The following is a 16394-nucleotide window of genomic DNA, read 5'->3' as shown; positions in this document are numbered from 1 at the left end:
CATGAAGCACCAAACCCGAATCATTCTGGCAGGTACACTGGGTAATTTAATTGAATCCTTTGACATGGCTATTTGTGGCCTACTCTCAGTTTACATTGCCAAATACCTGATTGGTGATGTCTCCAAGGGTTTGTTTCTCGTCTTTCTTACTTTCTTTGCTGGATACCTAGCCAGACCTATTGGGGCTATGATAATGGGCTTACTATCCGATATCTATGGCAGAAAAATTATCCTTGCAGGTTCTATCCTAACAATGGGCATATCAACAACCCTTATCGGGTTTATCCCCCCTCACAGTACTATAGGTACATTTTCTGCTATTACCTTATTAGTGTTAAGAATTATTCAGAGCTTCTCCTGTGGTGCAGAATATTTAAACTCCTCTGCTTACCTAGTTGAGAATGCCGAAGCCTCAAAAAAGGGCTACTCAGGAAGCTGGGCATCCTTTGGCGCTATGTCAGGGATGCTGATAGCGTCTTTAGTTGTATTGATTGTTACTTATTTTACCAGTCACTATCCTGAACAGGACTGGATGATCTGGCGTGTTCCTTTTGTGCTTGCGCTTTTAGGATCTTCGATTGGTTTATACATCCGTTTATGTATCCCCGAGAGTATGGAATACATCGTATACTATGCAGACAGACCAAAGCCTAAATTTAAGAGTTTACTTTCTGAATCGGTAACCTATATCAAAAACAATAAAATACAATCTCTTTATGTGTTTATTTTAAGTTGTTTGGGTGTAACAACTACATTTCAAATTTACATTTATGGTCCTATGCAAGCTCGTTTATATGGTAATTTTCAAAACCATGAAATTATCATTTCCAACATCATTTCTTTAATGGTACTTCTAGGAGTATTTCCTCTGATTGGGAATCTATCTGATAAAATTAGTAGAGAAAAAATCGTAGTTGCAGCAAGTATAGGATTTCTAGTTCTATCTCAACCTTTTTTCAACTTCTTATCGCACAAAATATTTTATCAGTTAATTTTGAGTCAAGCTTTAATTGCTATTCCAGCAGGAGCATATTATGCAACAGTACCAGTAATGTTAGCTGAAATGTTCCCGATTAAATTACGTTGTAGTGTTTTATCAATACTATATTCCATTGCAGCAAGTTTATCCGCTGGCCTCGCTCCATTACTTTCTATGATACTTGTAAAAAAAACCGGCGTTGCATCGTCACCATCAATTTTAGTTTTTACGCTAATAGCAACAATGTTTATAATAATAATTTACAGAACCATAAAACCTGAAAAGAGATGCTCTTTAACGACACTTAAAGGCTAAAATAATAACATCGCATGGCAATGTGCTTCGGATAAAAGTACCGCTCAGATTACTTAATGATAGTGTTGCAAAAATATTCCCAATAAATGAGGCAGATTCTAACTTTTAGGTGTATCAATTTTAACCTAAATGAATTTTCAGAAATTTAAACGGCTTATATCTAGAACCTAGATAGAAAATAACAACTCAGACTGTAAAGGTGTTAATCTCTGAAATGACGAGCTGTGCTTATCCCATTACAATTAAATAAGCATTACAAAATCGTGAACGAAAATATTATTATGTTTAAATAATTTCTCATTGAAATAATCAAATCGTTATTTTCAGCATAGGGGGATAAATACTAACTCGTATGATAATGAAAGAGGAACCGCCTCACAGCTAATCCTGTCTAACCAGAGCCTGCAGGCGCTCTTGAGCTTGCAAGTGACCTTGCGCAGCAGCCTTTCGGAGCCACTTTATTGCTTCCATGCTATTTTGAGGAAGACTCACTCCATCATGATAAAGTGCAGCAAGCACATATTGAGCTTGGGGCAATCCTTGACTAGCAGCTAAATGAAACCATTTCAGAGCTTTTGTGTGATTTCGAATCACCCCTTTGCCGTTAAGAAAGCCCATACCTATATTATATTGAGCCACAGCATCTCCTTGTTTCGCGGCCAGACGAAACCATTTCATCGCTTGAAAATCATCCTGTTGAACATTGCTCCCCGTTGCGTACATTAATCCAAGTGTTCGTTGAGCCATGAGATCGCCATGTTTGCCTGCTTTACGAAACCACTTAACTGCTTCCGTATCATTTTGCCGAACCCCCTTGCCTGTGACATACATAACTGCAAGATTATATTGGGCTATGGCATCTTCTTTCTCAGCTGCCTTGTGAAGCCATTTAAAAGCTTCGACATAATTTTGTTGCCCATTTTCAGCAATGGAATATAGGATGCCAAGACTACGTTCAGCCTCTGGAAATCCTTGTGCGGCTGCTTTATGAATCCACTTGATTGCTTCCCTATCGTTTTGCTGAGTACCCATACCTTTTTGATACATGACACCAAGATTTAATTGTGACACGGCATCATTTTGAAGAGCGGCTTTACGAAACCATTGCATAGCCTTGCCATTATCCTGAGGGACCCCTTTGCCTGCAGCATACATCAAGCCAAGGTTGCGCTGGGCCATGACTTCGCCTTGTTTCGCTGCCTTGCAAAACCATTTTACAGCTTCAGAGTCATTTTGTGCTACTCTTTTGCCAATCACATAATCTACACCACGATTATTCCAGGCTGATGGGCTTTTATACCCTATTATCACATTTTCTATGGGCTCTTTAATGACATTCACTATCCCAGAATAACTTCCCACACCAATAATAATTGCGGCTAAAACTAAGATGACAAGACGTAAACGCATACTAAACTAATCCTTGTTAGAGTCGTTAATAAAAACTAAAATGAGTCTCCAACCTCATAATAAGTTATTCTGTTGACTGAGCTCTATTATGACAAAAAGGAATTATGCTATTAAAGATTGGGCATGTAAAAATTTTATGACAAAATAGTAAAAATAGATGAGCAAGAATAAGAATAGGAATCCCATGAACGATATCACGTCATTTAAAATAAAAAAAATAGTCCTTCTTAAAATTATTTTTGCGGTAATTTTTTCGTGCACGACACTTAATGCCTGCGCCGGCACGCAATCCTATCACATCAAATACCACAAGAACTCCAAAATAAATAATATATCCTTATCCAATACTGAAGTATTAATAGAGTTCCACCGGAATGGCAATTCACTGGGAAGACTCCTGACAAAGACGAATGAGACTCAAGACATCACCATCGACAACACTTATGGGAAAAATTTGGTTATTCACGTGCTATTCATCGAGAAAGAGGGAAAAAGAATACGATGTTGGGGAGTATCTGCTACTAAAACAAATACCATTGAGATTCAATGTGATAAAGTGGTTTCGTTGAAAAAAGTAGAGGGGAACACTGAAAAAGCCACTGATTCCACTCATTAAACCACTAAAAGCTTTCTGGTTAGCAAGTATTGACAAAAAGAACAGCGTCGCATGACACTATATAACCCACTTGATTATAAGGAAATAAACAAAAAATGACTAACAAAATTCGTGGTAAAGTCAAATGGTTTAATAAAGACAAGGGTTTTGGTTTTATTGAAAGCAGTGGCAAAGACTACTTTGTCCACTTTAGTTCGATTCAAAGTGACGGCTTTAAAACACTTCCCGATGGGGCAACCGTTCTTTTTAAAATGGGAAAAGGACAGAAAGGACCTCAGGCTGAAGAAGTAGAAGTGATTAAATAACGCCATTAGGCTTATGCTAATACCATCCTAATAACAATAAAACTATTTTTTCTGCATAAAACCATCAAGGAGGAAGGAAGTGAACCAACGAGTTGCTTTAGTCACAGGTGGTACTGGTGGTATAGGTACTGCCATCTGCCAAGAAATGCAAAAGTTAGATTATCAAGTCATCGCCTGTTATTTCAAACAGGGCAATCATGACTTAGCGAAAGAATGGCAGAAAAAACAAGCCATGCAAGGATTTGATATCGACATTGTCTATGCCGATATTTCTTCCTTCAATGATTGTGAGAAACTGACCGACTTGGTCATCGAAAAATACGGCAAAATCGATATTCTAGTGAACAATGCCGGTGTGACACACGATGCCACTTTGAAAAAAATGACTCAAGAACAATGGCAGGATGTCATCAATGCCAATTTGAATAGTGTCTTTAATATGACGAAAACCGTGTTATCCAATATGTTGGATAATAGTTATGGACGTATTATCACCATTTCTTCTGTGAATGGACGCAAAGGTCAATTCGGCCAGTGTAATTACGCGGCCACTAAATCCGCATTATACGGTTTTACCAAAAGTCTGGCACAAGAAGTCGCAAAAAAAGGCATTACAGTGAATACCGTCTCTCCTGGCTATATCAATACTGAGATGCTCGCCTCTCTAAGGGACGATATTTTAGAAGCGATTGTTGCCCAAATTCCTGTGGGACGATTAGGCAAACCCCAAGAAATTGCTCGTGTTGTTGCCTTCCTTGCAGAGGAGCAAAGTGGTTTTATTACTGGTGCCAATTTTGATATTAATGGTGGGCAATACATGTAACTCACTCAAAAGTCCATTGAGCACTGTTATTTTAAACATTGATAGGGTGGCCGCCATCCACCTAGAGGATTTGCTAAGCAAATGGATGCGGCTTTATTGGATCGGACGCTTACTAATATACAGCGCTCCTATTGTTCAAAGAAGAGCGTTTTATTTCTGAAGCACATAAGTTCCTGGTGCCTCTGGCAGTGAGGGATTCATGACCGATGATGCAATGCGTTTTTTAGTATTTTGCTGGACTAGCCACTCATTCCATTCTCGCCACCAGGAACCTTCCCGCCTCTCTGCCATCGCAAGCCAGCTCTCAGGATTTAAGTAAGCCTCGCCTTGTTTCTGCTCATGAACACGATAAGAGCGTCCTGGGTGACCCGGCTCACTGATGATGCCCGCATTATGCCCACCACCAGTGAGAACAAAGGTCACATCCCCTTCAGTCATAAGATGGATTTTATAGACGGATTGCCAGGGTGCTACATGGTCTTTTTCAGTGCTCACCGCAAAAACAGGTAACTTAATATTCTCAGCAGCCACAGGCTTTCCTTCCACTGTATAACGCCCTTCGGCAAAATCATTCCTTAAGAAGAGTTTTTCAAGGTATTCACTGTGCATTTTGTAAGGCATCCGGGTGGCATCTGCGTTCCAAGCGGTCAAATCAATCATCCCTCGTCGCATTCCATGCATGTAATCTTGAACCATTTTGGACCAAATTAAGTCATAAGCACGCAACATCTGAAAAGAACCAGCCATTTGCTTGGTATCCAGATACCCTTGTTCCCGCATCATACTTTTAAGAAAATCCACTTGACTTTCAGTTACAAAGAGCATTAATTCCCCAGCCTCAGTAAAATCCCCTTGGGCTGCCAAGAGTGTCAAGCTGTTTAAACGCTCGTCCTTGTCTCTGCCCATCGCAGCTGCCGTAATCATAGCCAAGGTACCTCCTAAACAATACCCCATCAGATTGATTTTAGTTTCTGGAAAAAGAGTCGATACCGCATCAAATGCAGCCATAGCTCCTTGCCGATAATAATCATCCATCCCCAAATCCTGGTCCTCTTTGTCAGGATTTCGCCAAGAAATGATAAATACGGTGTGTCCCTGACTTACGAGCCACTTCACCAAGGAGTTATGTGATGATAAATCGAGAATATAATATTTCATAATCCAGGCTGGTAAGATGAGTATCGGCTCTTTATAGACTGTTTTCGTTTGGGCTTCATATTGAATGAGCTCAATTAAATGATTTTGAAAGACCACCCGCCCTGGAGTAATAGCTACTTGTTTCCCTGGGATAAAATGTTCAGAACCTGTAGGTGGTGCACCGGTTAGCTTTTCTAACCAATCTTCGAGCGCGATTTGGCCGCCTTGGATGAGATTAAGTCCCCCAGTGCGCATGGCTTCATGAAATAAATCAGGATTAGACCAAACAAAATTGGAAGGGGATAGGGCATCAAGGCATTGGCGCGCCCAGAATGAAACAGTACGTTCCACTTGGTTGGGTAATCCTGGCACGTCCGTTGTGGCGCGTCGCCACCAATCTTCCATCTGCAAAAACCCTTCGGCGAATAAACGCCAAGGCATAGGCTGCCAACTGTCTTTTTTAAAACGCACGTCTTTACCATCCGCAGCACGCTCAACACAAACGATATTATTAATGCAATCCTTGGCATGAAAAACCGGATAAAAAGCAAGTTCCCACAAAACCCCAGGGGATTGGGCCAATTGCCAAAGCCAGGTGGAATAAGAAGAACCGATGGCAGCAGGACTTATTCCTGCCGTCCATTTAGCCAAGTTGGCTTGCACTAATCGAGTGAAAAATGGAAAGAAGTTATCGGAAGTACCTCTATCAGCCGGTGCACAACACGAGAAATCTACCCCTTCTTGCAATTCTTGACTCTGAGTGAGTATTCTTTTCTTAGGACAGCATTGTTTTTCTAGTCCCTTCATGGCCGACATCCCTGATATTATGCTCTATAATCAACACGATATAATACAGCATAGCACAAAATTTAACCCATCGATTTTGGTCAATAAAGCGGGGCTTATTAACTTATCCATTTTAGGCTAAATTATTTTTGGTAACCTAACTGGTGTTATTTTTTGATAGGAATGAAACAACATAAAGCTACAGCCCTTTGGAGTTCCTTTCCTCGATAAATTGCGTCATCTGTCCTACTGTTAACGGTTTACTGCTGTAATAGCCTTGCACTTCGAAACAGTGACTTGACCGTAAAAAATTGAGTTGTTCTTCTGTTTCGACACCACCCACAACCACATTCAATCCTAACTCTTGCGACAAAGCAATCGTCGATTTGATAATTAAATTATCATTTTCCCTGAGATGAGCATCTTCAATTAAGGTTTGTTTCAGTTTGATGGATTGGACTGGTGAATTTTTTAAGTGAGATAAAAAAGAATAGCCTGAGCCAAAATTATCAAAAGCAAGCTTTACCCCCATATTGCGAAGCGTACTTAATGTATCTTCAATCTTTCCCAAAAAATTGACTGCCGTTGCTTCCGTAATTTCAAGCTCTAACCAATCCGATGGCATTTGATATTCTTGTAAAATGTGCTTCACAGAAGAAATAAACCCTTTGTGTTGAAATTGATGAAGCGAAATATTAATCGCCAGGGTGCAGTTGAAAGGAGCGTAACTCTTTTTCCAATCCACATACTGCCTACACGCGGTTCGTAAGACCCATTCACCAATTGGAATAATCAAGTTAAAATGCTCTGCAACGGAAATGAATTCATCAGGAAAAACAACGCCCCGCTTGGGATGTTGCCAACGTAATAAGACCTCCATTCCAACCATAGAATTCGTTTTTAAGTCAACCCGGGGCTGATAAACAAGAAAAAATTCTTGTCGCTCCAAAGCAAGATGCAACTCGGTTCCTATTCCCAAGCGTTTTGAATATTGTTTTCTAAGAGACGGTGTGAAGATTTGGCAATTATTTCGACCACATTCTTTGGCGTTGTATAAAGCAATATCGGCATTCTTACGAAGGGTTATTGCCTCCTCACCAGCATCAGGAAAGTAAGCAATTCCTATACTTAGTCCAATCATGACGGTATGGCCTTTAATAAGGAATGGTTGACCCATCGTTTGAATCATATTATTGGCCACTAATTTTGCCTGTTGTGGATTATTAATTTCTGTCAGAATCACTGCAAACTCATCTCCTCCCAATCGAGCCACACAATCTTCTTCGCGAAGACTTGAGCAAAGACGCTTCGCTACTTCACGCAATAGACCATCACCGACATCATGACCAAAGCGATCATTCACATTTTTAAAAAAAATCCAAATCGATGCTTAACAGAGCCAGATGACGACCGTATCTTTTTGACCTAGCAATCTCACGTTTTAAATCCAGTTCAAACTGCAATCGATTGGGTAATCGGCTTAATACATCAAAATGGGCTAATTTCGATAATTTCTTTTGTACGCTTTCTAAGTCTTTTAGCGTTTTTAGCAGTTCAGAATTCTTTTTTTCCAAATCCTGGTTCAGTAAATGAAGTTCCCTTGTCTTATTTTCCAATAATAATTCGGCTTCCTCGCGAGCTTTTCTTTCGCGATAATAAGAGCGCTCAAATAATGCTTTGTTCTCATCACTCAAAGGTAATCTCCAAACGACAATGATCATCTTTTTTTAACATGCAGTGAGTCTGCTTAATGGTAATTTTCTTTTTAAAATGTTGCGCTGCTCCCTGGATGAGCCCCATTGCAAAATGACAGAGTCTTCTATGCGATCGATACACCATAACCAATTGGTTTGCAGTGGGCTCTTCATAACTAATGGTAGGTAACGTTTCATCCGGGTATAACTTTTCTACCTCCACATGAATTGTTCCATCAATACTTTTTAAAAATTCTTTTAATGTCATGTCCTTTTTTAAAAAAATTGCGTACTTACTTGATAAGATAGGAAACATGTATTCACCAAAGGCCTCTAAAAAAACAGAAGCGTGCTGATTGGTCCTCTTCGCAATGGCCTGAATCAATTGCTGAAATTCTGTATCCGAGTAAGTGCCGCCTGCTGTATAACTTCCACCACTTGGAAGGTCTAGTGAGGATACGAGTTGGTCCCAGGTTTCTATGCCAAATTGTTCTATAATCATGTCATTTAAGGAGGTAAAAACGATACCTTTCATCTATGGTCTCCAGCATAAAACAAATCTTTAAATCCCTTTTAATTAAGTAGCACGTCATTTCTCAATACTAAAATTGGTTTACCTACAGATGAATTCCTCATGAGTCCGCTCAATTTAACTAAAGAACTCTAACCTACTTTAATTCCTGATAACTATCCAGTGAGCCAGGTATTATTTTCTTCTCCTAATCGTATCAATATAGTTCAAATAACGATTATTTACCGTGTTAAAAATTAACAATGTTAAAAATAACAAAATAGGATTTTATTTTTACCATTTCCTAAACAAAACTCAAAAATGATAGACATACCGTGTGGCTATATATGAAGCATAGCACATATGCTTTTTGAATGAAAAAACAAACCGACTTAATTGTACTAGGCAAACAAATTCGCAAAATCAGAAAAGAGAAAGGTTTTTCTCAAGAGGGTTTTGCCAATTTCATCGAAATGAATCGGGGTTACTACGGGACTGTGGAACGTGGCGAAGCCAATATAACCATTTTAAATCTTCTAAAAATTCTTAAAGGATTAGAAGTCACACCAAATGAGTTGTTCCCGCCCTCAACTTATGTGAGCTTCAAGAGGAAAATAACTAAAAACTCAGCCTCATAAACCATAATGAGTAAGGGGCTAATCTAATGCTTGATAAAGAAGTGGGAAATTCTTAATGCCGTTGAAATAAAAACCCATGTAAAAAATGCTTGCAGGATAAGGAAAATTAATAAAGTTATAACAAAAGTACTTGTTTTCATATACTCAATATTTTCATACGATATCAGGCATTAATTATCACTAATAATGAGTGTTCATTGGGTCATTTCTAATGGTGTCAATGCCCATGTCTGTGGTGATGATAGCCATGATAGCCACCAAATCGCTTCTTAACTGGCATGTTACCTTTTGAGTCCTCTTTAGGAATGTAGGAACTGCAGGAAAACAATAAAAAGAACAAACAAATGAAAATTAGCCCTATTGATTTTTTTACTAAAGTCGAATGCTTCATACTTATTCTCTTCCCTTTTTGAGCTTATTTATTGGATGTTAAGAACATGGTCTTTTTTATTGTGGCATTTAAAAATACTTTTAGCCAAAAATTTTTTCCTTTTGAATAATCTTAAAATTTCTTCATAAAAGAATGGTAGAATCTTCGCAATAATTAAATACCCTACTTATCGTATTCCTTAACTCCAACATCTATTCACATCCTTGGCAGTGAATTCAAATAATAATTTGAACTTATATTAAGCTTGGCGAGGTATAGATTCCCTATTCCGAAAGACAACTGATTTTTTCAACAAGTAGTCATGACTGGCACTGCGTATTTCTAAACGGTGCTATATTATAAAAAGGATTTATAAAATAAGGTTAGTTGTTTTTCTATTGATTCAGCCATCACATGATTTCATTGCAAGGAGCATGGATATGCCAAAGCAGAGGCTTATTAAAGCAGTTATTGGGATAATGAGCGCGATACTTTTGTTGATCTCTTGCGCCCCATCAACAACGACCAATAATTCACACCGTGTTTCTCATACTTATGAAGGACACAACACGGGAGGAATAGGTTGGCACTAACCTGAGCAGGTATGTTTTTTGCTTTTCATCCCCTGTTCATGTAGTGCTATAGTAGGATGTTCAGTCCAAACAATTCATTGAAAAAATAATAAGGAGATTTCATTATGTTAAAACGGAATGTATTCATTTTATTGACTGCTTGCAGTTTGGTTGCCACACCACTCTTTGCAGAAGACATGTCTTCTGGTTCTCAAATGAATAATACGAATAGCATGGGAATGCAAAGCTCTAATCAGCAGTCAACCCAACTGCAAGACGAAATGAAACAAATGCAAGAAGCACTAAAACAAATGCAGGAGATGCATGATAAGCTTATGAATGCAAAAACAACGGAAGAAAAGAAATCGTTGATGCAAACACAAATGCCCATGATGGAAGAAGGCATGCATGCGATGCAAAAAGGCATGAAGATGATGAAAAGTATGCAGGATGATGCAGCTAAACAACCCGAAACGATGGAGCAGCGTACGAAAATGATGCAAATGATGATGCAAATGATGCAGATGATGATGGATAGACAAATGATGGGATGCCCCATGATGAAAAACCAATAAATGTTCTATAAGAGGCCTATGCTAGGGCACTTAAACCAATCACCAGGGCTCTATGAGATTTCTATGAGCCCTATTATAGGTCAGTAGCTCATTAAGATTGTCCCCATTCAGGACCTACCTATTTCGTCGAACTCTATTTAAAGGCGTGGCTTGATGTATCATGTGGCAAAGTGACCTATGTAGAAGCTGATTAATGAGATCTCACACAGTGTTTGTTTTTTAGATACTTTCAGGCGAGCTGTTATTAATTAGCATTTTGCTATCTGTTTTCAAACTCTGTTATATTAAAATTCCATAAAGTGATGTAAAAATAGAGAGAATAGGACGACACCTAATTCATGGGTCATGAATTCAATTGGAAAATGATGGATAAAAACACGGCTGTTGCTCAAACTCATGGAACTCCCATCGGCAGGATAATCGAAATCAATGGCCCTGTTGTCCGGATACATTGTGATGTACTACCTCCTTTGCATCAATCTCTTAAAACTTACACGGACAGTGATGAATACATTTTGGAAGTGTGTCAGCACCTTGATGAGCATCATGTGAGAGCCATCACGCTCCACCGTGCCTCAGGATTGCAAAGAGGTTTAATAGTTTATGACCAAGGCACTTCCTTACGAATTCCCGTTTCAAAAGAATGCTTGGGCCGCCTTTTAAATATTTTTGGTGAGCCGTTAGACGGAGCCCCGCCATTAGAAACCCATGAATATCGTGATGTTCTGGCCAACTTCGCGCCACTTGAAATGACGAGCACTCAAGAAACCATTCTTGAGACTGGAATTAAAGTCATTGATTTACTTTGCCCTTTCGTCAGAGGATGTAAAACAGGATTGTTTGGTGGTGCAGGAGTTGGAAAAACCGTACTCCTGATGGAATTGATGCATGCCATTATTCAATTGCATCAAGGAACCTCCGTCTTTGCTGGTGTTGGTGAGCGTATTCGGGAGGGACATGAATTGTGGCATGAGATGAAATCCGCAGGCGTAATGGATAAAACCCTCATGGTGTTTGGTCAAATGGACGAATCACCGGGAGTGCGTTTTCGCACAGGGTTATCGGCATTAACTTATGCGGAATATTTGCGTGATACGTTGGGCCATGAGGTTCTTTTTCTTGTGGATAATATTTATCGTTTTGTGCAAGCCGGCAGTGAAATTTCGGGGTTACTTGGCCGAATGCCGGCTAGTGTCGGTTATCAACCCACCTTAATGACTGAGATAGCGGAACTTGAAGAGCGCATGACATCGACTGCAAAAGGAGCAGTGACTTCGGTACAAGCGGTTTATGTTCCGGCTGATGATATGAGCGATCCGGCGGTGACCGGGATTATTACTCATTTGGATTCCATCATAGTACTCTCTCGCGCACAAGCAGGCAAAGGCATTTATCCCGCCGTGGATCCCTTAGCTTCCAAGAGTCAATTTATGGATAAAATCCTATTGGGCGAGCGACATTATTCCATTGCACAAGCCGTACGAGAACACCTGGAACGTTATCAAGAATTAGAAGACATGATTTCTATGATGGGGATTGAAGAGCTTTCTCCTAAAGACCGTGCTATTGTGTTAAGAGCACGCAAACTGCAACGCTATCTTAGCCAACCCTTTCATGTCACCAAGCTTCAAACAGGAATGGAAGGGAAATCGGTTTCATTAGAACACACATTAACTGATTGCGAATCCTTTCTAAGAGGCGATTACGATGAATTTTCAGAAGAAGAGTGTTACATGAGGGGTGCCATGGATAAAGGGAGATAACGACGGACATGGAGCTTTTTACTATCCATCTTAAGAGTGCCACACAATATGAAAAAATCGATAAGGTCATCAGTTTTGTGGGTGAGGATGCTTCTGGGCAATTTGGGATTTTAGCTCATCATAGCCGCATGATGACGTGCTTAAAATTCGGCTTGGCCTGGTTTCGTGATGAGAATCAAGAGACGGAGTACTTAGCCTTACCAGGTGCCGTGGTTTATTTCATTGACAATCAATTGCATATTGCGACAAGACATTATGTGCGACATCAAGAATACCAAGCCATACAAAGGGTCCTGGAGGAAGAATTACATTGGGAAGAAAACAACCTATTGCGCACTAAAGAAAGCGTGCATCGTTTGGATGAAGAAATGTTAAAGCGTTTATGGGAATTAAACCGGCAGAACAGCTATGGAATTTAAAAATTCAAACAAGGAACTGGAACAACAAGTGAAACGAAACGTCCGCAAAATCAATAAAGCTAAAAAAGGAAAATCAACGTTATTAGCCCAAACAGTTTACCTGGGTACTTTAGGCTTTGTTTTTGTGTTACCCATCATTGCAGGAGCCTATCTCGGGGTTTGGCTCGATGAGAAAATAAAAGGGTATTCCATGAGTTGGACCATCAATTTAATCCTCCTTGGGGTGATTATTGGCGCCATTAACGTGTATCTTTTAATTAAGGACTAACCGTGGGAGAAGAAGGATTCTTAGCGCATTTTGCCTTTTCAATCGGTGGATTACCCATCACACAAAGTGTCTTAACCACGTGGTTCATTATGATCTCCTTATTCATCATGGCATGGAGTACCACTTACAAATGCTCTCTCCTACAGCCAAGCACGTACCAACTCATTTGGGAGGGTGTTTTGAGCACCATGTACGATGCGATAAAAGAAGTATTGCCTGACCACGTTGAGCTGATATTTCCTTTTGTAGCCACCTTGTGGATTTTTATCCTTGTTTCCAATTTAATTGGTGTTATTCCGGGATTTTATTCACCAACGGCGGATTTATCGGTGACGGCATCCCTTGCGATAATGACTTTTTTATCGGTACACTGGTTTGGAATTCGTGCCGAGGGGTGGCGAGAGTATTTGAAACATTATATTAAGCCAACTCCTTTTTTATTGCCTTTTCATTTAATCAGCGAAATCTCTCGAACCTTAGCATTGGCCGTCCGCTTGTTTGGTAATATCATGAGCTTGCAATTAACCGCCCTGATTGTCCTCATGATTGCCGGATTTTTAGTCCCTATTCCAATACTCATTTTACATATTATTGAAGCCATCATCCAAGCGTATATTTTTGGCATGCTGGCCTTAATTTACATTGCTGGGGGCATTCAAGCCCATGAGCTTAAAAGCCAAGGAGAATCGTTATGAATGACATAAGTTGGTTTAGTTTAGCGTCAACCGTTATTGCAGCAATAGCCATTGCCATAGGAACTATAGGGCCGGCTCTAGCCATGGGGCGCGCGATTAGTCACGCCTTAGATGCTTTGGCAAGGCAACCTGAAGCCGAAAAATCCATCACCAGAACCTTATTTATTGGTTTGGCCATGATCGAATCGTTAGCCATTTATTGTTTGGTGATTGTTTTGATTATCCTCTTTAGAAATCCATTATTGTCTTATTTTGTAACGCAACAGGGATAAAACCAATGGAACTCTCTTGGACCACTTTTTCATTAGAACTCATTAATTTTCTTATTCTCATTTGGATTTTGAAACGCTTTCTTTATGCGCCCATACAAAAAACCATATTAGAACGAAAAAAAAGAGTGCAAGAACAATTAGAGACTGCACAAACACTGCACAGGCAAGCAACGCAATTGCAAACAACCTATGAACATCGTCTTGCCGATTGGCAACAAGAGAAAGCGACCCTACAAAACGAGTGGCATGAGGCGATGGAACGATGGAAATCAGAAGAAAGACTCCAGTTTGAAAAACAATTGCATCAAGAAAAAGAGCAGATTTTTTCCCATGAAATGCAAAAAGCCGCAGCCATCATTGAAAACAATGCCAAGGAAGCATTTCTTTTGGCTGGGAAATTTGCTGAACAATTGTTAATGCCTTTTGCGGATGCCCATCTTGAAGAGAAAATCATCAAAAAAACCATTGAGGAGCTCCATCATATTCCGACAGAACAATGGCAATGGCTCCATACTGTGCCTGAAGAAGAAACCGTTTCAATACAAACGGCCTACCCCATCCAAGAACATCAGAAACAGGATCTCTTGCAAGTTATTGAACAATTGTCACCTAAAAAAATTACAGTCTCTTTTACGGAAAATCCAAAGCTTCTCGCGGGATTAACCCTTCAAATGGGCCCCATGTGCTTGCAAGCCAATCTTCGTGATGAATTAAAATTCTTTATAGAGACAAAAAATGAATTGGTCTAACACCCCTTCTTTTCTTGAGAAGCAACGACAACGCCTTGAGCGCTATCAATTTCAAATCAAGGTATCCGAACAAGGGCGGGTGGTTTCTGTTGGAGATGGGATTATCTGGATTAAGGGCTTACCAGGGGCTGCCATCGATGAAATTCTTATTTCAGAGGATGAGTGCTGTATCGCGATGGTGTTCCACCTCACCGAAGAGCTGGTTGGCGCTGTGATGCTGGTACAAACCAAAAAATTAAAGGCAGGCACCCCTATTTTTCCTCTGAAACGCGTATTGAGTATTCCTGTAGGTGATAAACTGCTTGGGCGAGTGATTGATCCTCTAGGCCATCCATTAGACGGCGGTGAGATTCCGCCCCATGAAGAACAAGGATTACTGGATAGGCTGTCCCCACCTATTCTTCACCGTGACTTTGTGAATCGACCATTGTACACAGGAAATAAGATGCTTGATAATCTAATTCCCATTGGAAAAGGACAAAGGGAGTTACTGATTGGGGATAATGGGCTTGGTAAAAGTGCTTTGGCCCTTGACATTGTGATGAATCAAAAAGATAAAAAAGTGTATTGTGTCTATGTGTTGATTGGCCAAAAACGTTCCACGGTAAGCTCTACCATTCAATTATTAAAAGAAGCCAATGCATTGGACTATACGACTGTTGTAGTAGCCCAAGCGACGGCCTTACCAGGATTACTTTATCTGGCTCCTTTTGCAGGGTGCGCCATTGCCGAACACTGGATGAAAAAGGGCTTAGATGCCCTGGTGATCTATGATGATTTGAGTGCTCATGCCAATAGTTATCGTGAACTGTCCCTTTTACTGCGTAGACCTCCTGGACGTGAGGCATTTCCTGCGGACATTTTTTATCTGCATTCCCGTTTATTAGAACGCTCCACCTGTCTTTCCCCTGCTCTGGGCGGCGGTAGTATGACGGCGTTGCCTATTATCGAAACCAAAGAAGGTGAAATGGCCACTTATATTCCAACGAATCTCATCTCCATCACTGATGGGCAAATCTTTTTTGATGAATCCTTATTCTCTTCTGGATTTCTTCCCGCCATTGATATCACCAAATCGGTCTCACGAGTCGGTGGTAAAGCGCAGCATCCGCAAATTAAAAAAGAATCCGGTCGAATGAAACTGGATTACCTGCAATTTCTTGATTTGGAACTGTTCACCCGCTTTGGGGCGAAACTGGATGCCAAAATGCAAAAGCAGATTCAAAAAGGGCGAGTTTTAAGAGAAATTCTAAAACAAGAACGTTTTTCACCACTACCCATTGAATTTCAACTCGCATGGCTTATTGCTTACAATGAGGGTTTCTTTGACGAATTGAATTTAGAAGACATCCCCAAAATGCTCAAAAAAATAGAGGAAGAAATAAAACAAAGCACTTTATCCTTGGGAAGCCCACGAGAACAATGGAAAAAAGCGATAAAAGAATGGCTAATGGCATAGAACGGACTCATTATCCACTCCAAAGCAATGAGTATCAC

The 16394-nt window shown here is 40.1% G+C and carries 17 protein-coding genes and 1 pseudogene; 14 read left to right on the top strand and 4 right to left on the bottom strand.

All coding sequences use genetic code 11. The annotated features are described in order from the left end of the window. Nucleotide 1: 1 nt before the first annotated feature. Nucleotides 2-1294 carry an MFS transporter gene (locus Lgra_RS15610; protein ID WP_010946798.1) on the top strand — a complete coding sequence of 431 codons (1293 nt, stop codon included), beginning with the start codon at nt 2-4 and terminating at the stop codon, nt 1292-1294. Between the two features lie 381 nt (nt 1295-1675). Here Lgra_RS15610 and Lgra_RS15605 read toward each other — a convergent pair whose 3' ends face one another. Further along, a complete protein-coding gene (locus tag Lgra_RS15605; protein WP_013101376.1) occupies nt 1676-2704 on the bottom strand; it encodes a tetratricopeptide repeat protein in 1029 nt (342 codons plus the stop codon). A 184-nt stretch (nt 2705-2888) separates the two neighbouring features. Here Lgra_RS15605 and Lgra_RS15600 point away from each other — a divergent pair, with 184 nt between their 5' ends. The 3 genes from Lgra_RS15600 (at nt 2889) to phbB (ending at nt 4448) form a co-directional block, all read left to right on the top strand. Further along, the gene (locus Lgra_RS15600) at nt 2889-3320 is read left to right on the top strand and encodes a hypothetical protein (RefSeq protein ID WP_013101375.1); all 432 of its coding nucleotides are present in this window, start codon (nt 2889-2891) and stop codon (nt 3318-3320) included. Nucleotides 3321-3415: 95 nt separating this feature from the next. Beyond that, nucleotides 3416-3625, top strand: a complete 210-nt coding sequence (locus tag Lgra_RS15595) for a cold-shock protein (protein ID WP_013101374.1) — start codon at nt 3416-3418, stop codon at nt 3623-3625. 79 nt (nt 3626-3704) lie between these two features. Continuing rightward, nucleotides 3705-4448: an acetoacetyl-CoA reductase gene (gene phbB, locus Lgra_RS15590; RefSeq protein WP_011215167.1), complete on the top strand. Its 744-nt coding sequence runs from the start codon at nt 3705-3707 to the stop codon at nt 4446-4448. A gap of 150 nt (nt 4449-4598) precedes the next feature. Here the strand turns inward: phbB and Lgra_RS15585 are convergent, their stop codons facing one another. The 3 genes and pseudogenes from Lgra_RS15585 to Lgra_RS15575 form a co-directional block, all read right to left on the bottom strand. Further along, nucleotides 4599-6392, bottom strand: a complete 1794-nt coding sequence (locus Lgra_RS15585) for a PHA/PHB synthase family protein (protein WP_013101373.1) — start codon at nt 6390-6392, stop codon at nt 4599-4601. Nucleotides 6393-6570: 178 nt separating this feature from the next. Beyond that, nucleotides 6571-8092 (bottom strand): annotated as a pseudogene (locus Lgra_RS18500) (putative bifunctional diguanylate cyclase/phosphodiesterase). Continuing rightward, the gene (locus Lgra_RS15575; RefSeq protein ID WP_013101370.1) at nt 8058-8600 is read right to left on the bottom strand and encodes a heme NO-binding domain-containing protein; all 543 of its coding nucleotides are present in this window, start codon (nt 8598-8600) and stop codon (nt 8058-8060) included. The pseudogene Lgra_RS18500 and the gene Lgra_RS15575 overlap by 35 nt, the downstream one beginning before the upstream one ends. 350 nt (nt 8601-8950) lie before the next feature. Here Lgra_RS15575 and Lgra_RS15570 point away from each other — a divergent pair, with 350 nt between their 5' ends. The 10 genes from Lgra_RS15570 (at nt 8951) to Lgra_RS15530 (ending at nt 16356) form a co-directional block, all read left to right on the top strand. Continuing rightward, nucleotides 8951-9214: a helix-turn-helix domain-containing protein gene (locus tag Lgra_RS15570; RefSeq protein ID WP_013101369.1), complete on the top strand. Its 264-nt coding sequence runs from the start codon at nt 8951-8953 to the stop codon at nt 9212-9214. 810 nt (nt 9215-10024) lie between these two features. Further along, complete coding sequence (locus Lgra_RS18045) at nt 10025-10177, top strand: hypothetical protein (RefSeq protein WP_165481402.1); 153 nt, start codon at nt 10025-10027, stop codon at nt 10175-10177. A 104-nt stretch (nt 10178-10281) separates the two neighbouring features. After that, complete coding sequence (locus Lgra_RS15565) at nt 10282-10731, top strand: hypothetical protein (RefSeq protein ID WP_013101367.1); 450 nt, start codon at nt 10282-10284, stop codon at nt 10729-10731. 365 nt (nt 10732-11096) lie between these two features. Then, nucleotides 11097-12494, top strand: coding sequence for a F0F1 ATP synthase subunit beta (atpD, locus tag Lgra_RS15560; RefSeq protein ID WP_013101366.1), 1398 nt, complete (start codon nt 11097-11099; stop codon nt 12492-12494). An 8-nt stretch (nt 12495-12502) separates the two neighbouring features. Beyond that, a complete protein-coding gene (locus Lgra_RS15555; RefSeq protein ID WP_011946151.1) occupies nt 12503-12913 on the top strand; it encodes a F0F1 ATP synthase subunit delta/epsilon in 411 nt (136 codons plus the stop codon). Next, entirely contained in the window at nt 12903-13181 is a 279-nt protein-coding gene (locus Lgra_RS15550; RefSeq protein ID WP_011946150.1) for an AtpZ/AtpI family protein, read from the top strand. The genes Lgra_RS15555 and Lgra_RS15550 overlap by 11 nt, the downstream gene beginning before the upstream one ends. A 2-nt stretch (nt 13182-13183) precedes the next feature. Next, nucleotides 13184-13876, top strand: a complete 693-nt coding sequence (locus Lgra_RS15545) for a F0F1 ATP synthase subunit A (protein ID WP_015961463.1) — start codon at nt 13184-13186, stop codon at nt 13874-13876. Further along, nucleotides 13873-14148: a F0F1 ATP synthase subunit C gene (locus Lgra_RS15540; RefSeq protein WP_011946148.1), complete on the top strand. Its 276-nt coding sequence runs from the start codon at nt 13873-13875 to the stop codon at nt 14146-14148. The genes Lgra_RS15545 and Lgra_RS15540 overlap by 4 nt, the downstream gene beginning before the upstream one ends. Before the next feature lie 5 nt (nt 14149-14153). Then, nucleotides 14154-14897: a F0F1 ATP synthase subunit delta gene (locus tag Lgra_RS15535; protein WP_013101364.1), complete on the top strand. Its 744-nt coding sequence runs from the start codon at nt 14154-14156 to the stop codon at nt 14895-14897. Further along, nucleotides 14884-16356 (top strand): F0F1 ATP synthase subunit alpha, encoded by a 1473-nt coding sequence (locus Lgra_RS15530; protein ID WP_010946783.1) that lies wholly within the window; start codon nt 14884-14886, stop codon nt 16354-16356. The genes Lgra_RS15535 and Lgra_RS15530 overlap by 14 nt, the downstream gene beginning before the upstream one ends. The last annotated feature ends 38 nt before the right edge of the window (nt 16357-16394 follow it).

Source organism: Legionella gratiana (assembly GCF_001467695.1).
Lineage (GTDB): Bacteria > Pseudomonadota > Gammaproteobacteria > Legionellales > Legionellaceae > Legionella > Legionella gratiana.
The sequence above is the reverse complement of the archived record's forward strand: the minus strand, read 5'-3'. Positions and strand labels throughout refer to the sequence as shown.

Bases quoted from the DNA above. Each gene is read 5' to 3' on its own strand.
- Lgra_RS15610 (WP_010946798.1), top strand. From the start codon at position 2: ATGAAGCACCAAACCCGAATCATTCTGGCAGGTACACTGGGTAATTTA.
- Lgra_RS15605 (WP_013101376.1), bottom strand. From the start codon at position 2,704: ATGCGTTTACGTCTTGTCATCTTAGTTTTAGCCGCAATTATTATTGGT.
- Lgra_RS15600 (WP_013101375.1), top strand. From the start codon at position 2,889: ATGAACGATATCACGTCATTTAAAATAAAAAAAATAGTCCTTCTTAAA.
- Lgra_RS15595 (WP_013101374.1), top strand. From the start codon at position 3,416: ATGACTAACAAAATTCGTGGTAAAGTCAAATGGTTTAATAAAGACAAG.
- Lgra_RS15585 (WP_013101373.1), bottom strand. From the start codon at position 6,392: ATGAAGGGACTAGAAAAACAATGCTGTCCTAAGAAAAGAATACTCACT.
- Lgra_RS15575 (WP_013101370.1), bottom strand. From the start codon at position 8,600: ATGAAAGGTATCGTTTTTACCTCCTTAAATGACATGATTATAGAACAA.
- Lgra_RS15570 (WP_013101369.1), top strand. From the start codon at position 8,951: ATGAAAAAACAAACCGACTTAATTGTACTAGGCAAACAAATTCGCAAA.
- Lgra_RS18045 (WP_165481402.1), top strand. From the start codon at position 10,025: ATGCCAAAGCAGAGGCTTATTAAAGCAGTTATTGGGATAATGAGCGCG.
- Lgra_RS15565 (WP_013101367.1), top strand. From the start codon at position 10,282: ATGTTAAAACGGAATGTATTCATTTTATTGACTGCTTGCAGTTTGGTT.
- atpD (WP_013101366.1), top strand. From the start codon at position 11,097: ATGGATAAAAACACGGCTGTTGCTCAAACTCATGGAACTCCCATCGGC.
- Lgra_RS15555 (WP_011946151.1), top strand. From the start codon at position 12,503: ATGGAGCTTTTTACTATCCATCTTAAGAGTGCCACACAATATGAAAAA.
- Lgra_RS15550 (WP_011946150.1), top strand. From the start codon at position 12,903: ATGGAATTTAAAAATTCAAACAAGGAACTGGAACAACAAGTGAAACGA.
- Lgra_RS15540 (WP_011946148.1), top strand. From the start codon at position 13,873: ATGAATGACATAAGTTGGTTTAGTTTAGCGTCAACCGTTATTGCAGCA.
- Lgra_RS15535 (WP_013101364.1), top strand. From the start codon at position 14,154: ATGGAACTCTCTTGGACCACTTTTTCATTAGAACTCATTAATTTTCTT.
- Lgra_RS15530 (WP_010946783.1), top strand. From the start codon at position 14,884: ATGAATTGGTCTAACACCCCTTCTTTTCTTGAGAAGCAACGACAACGC.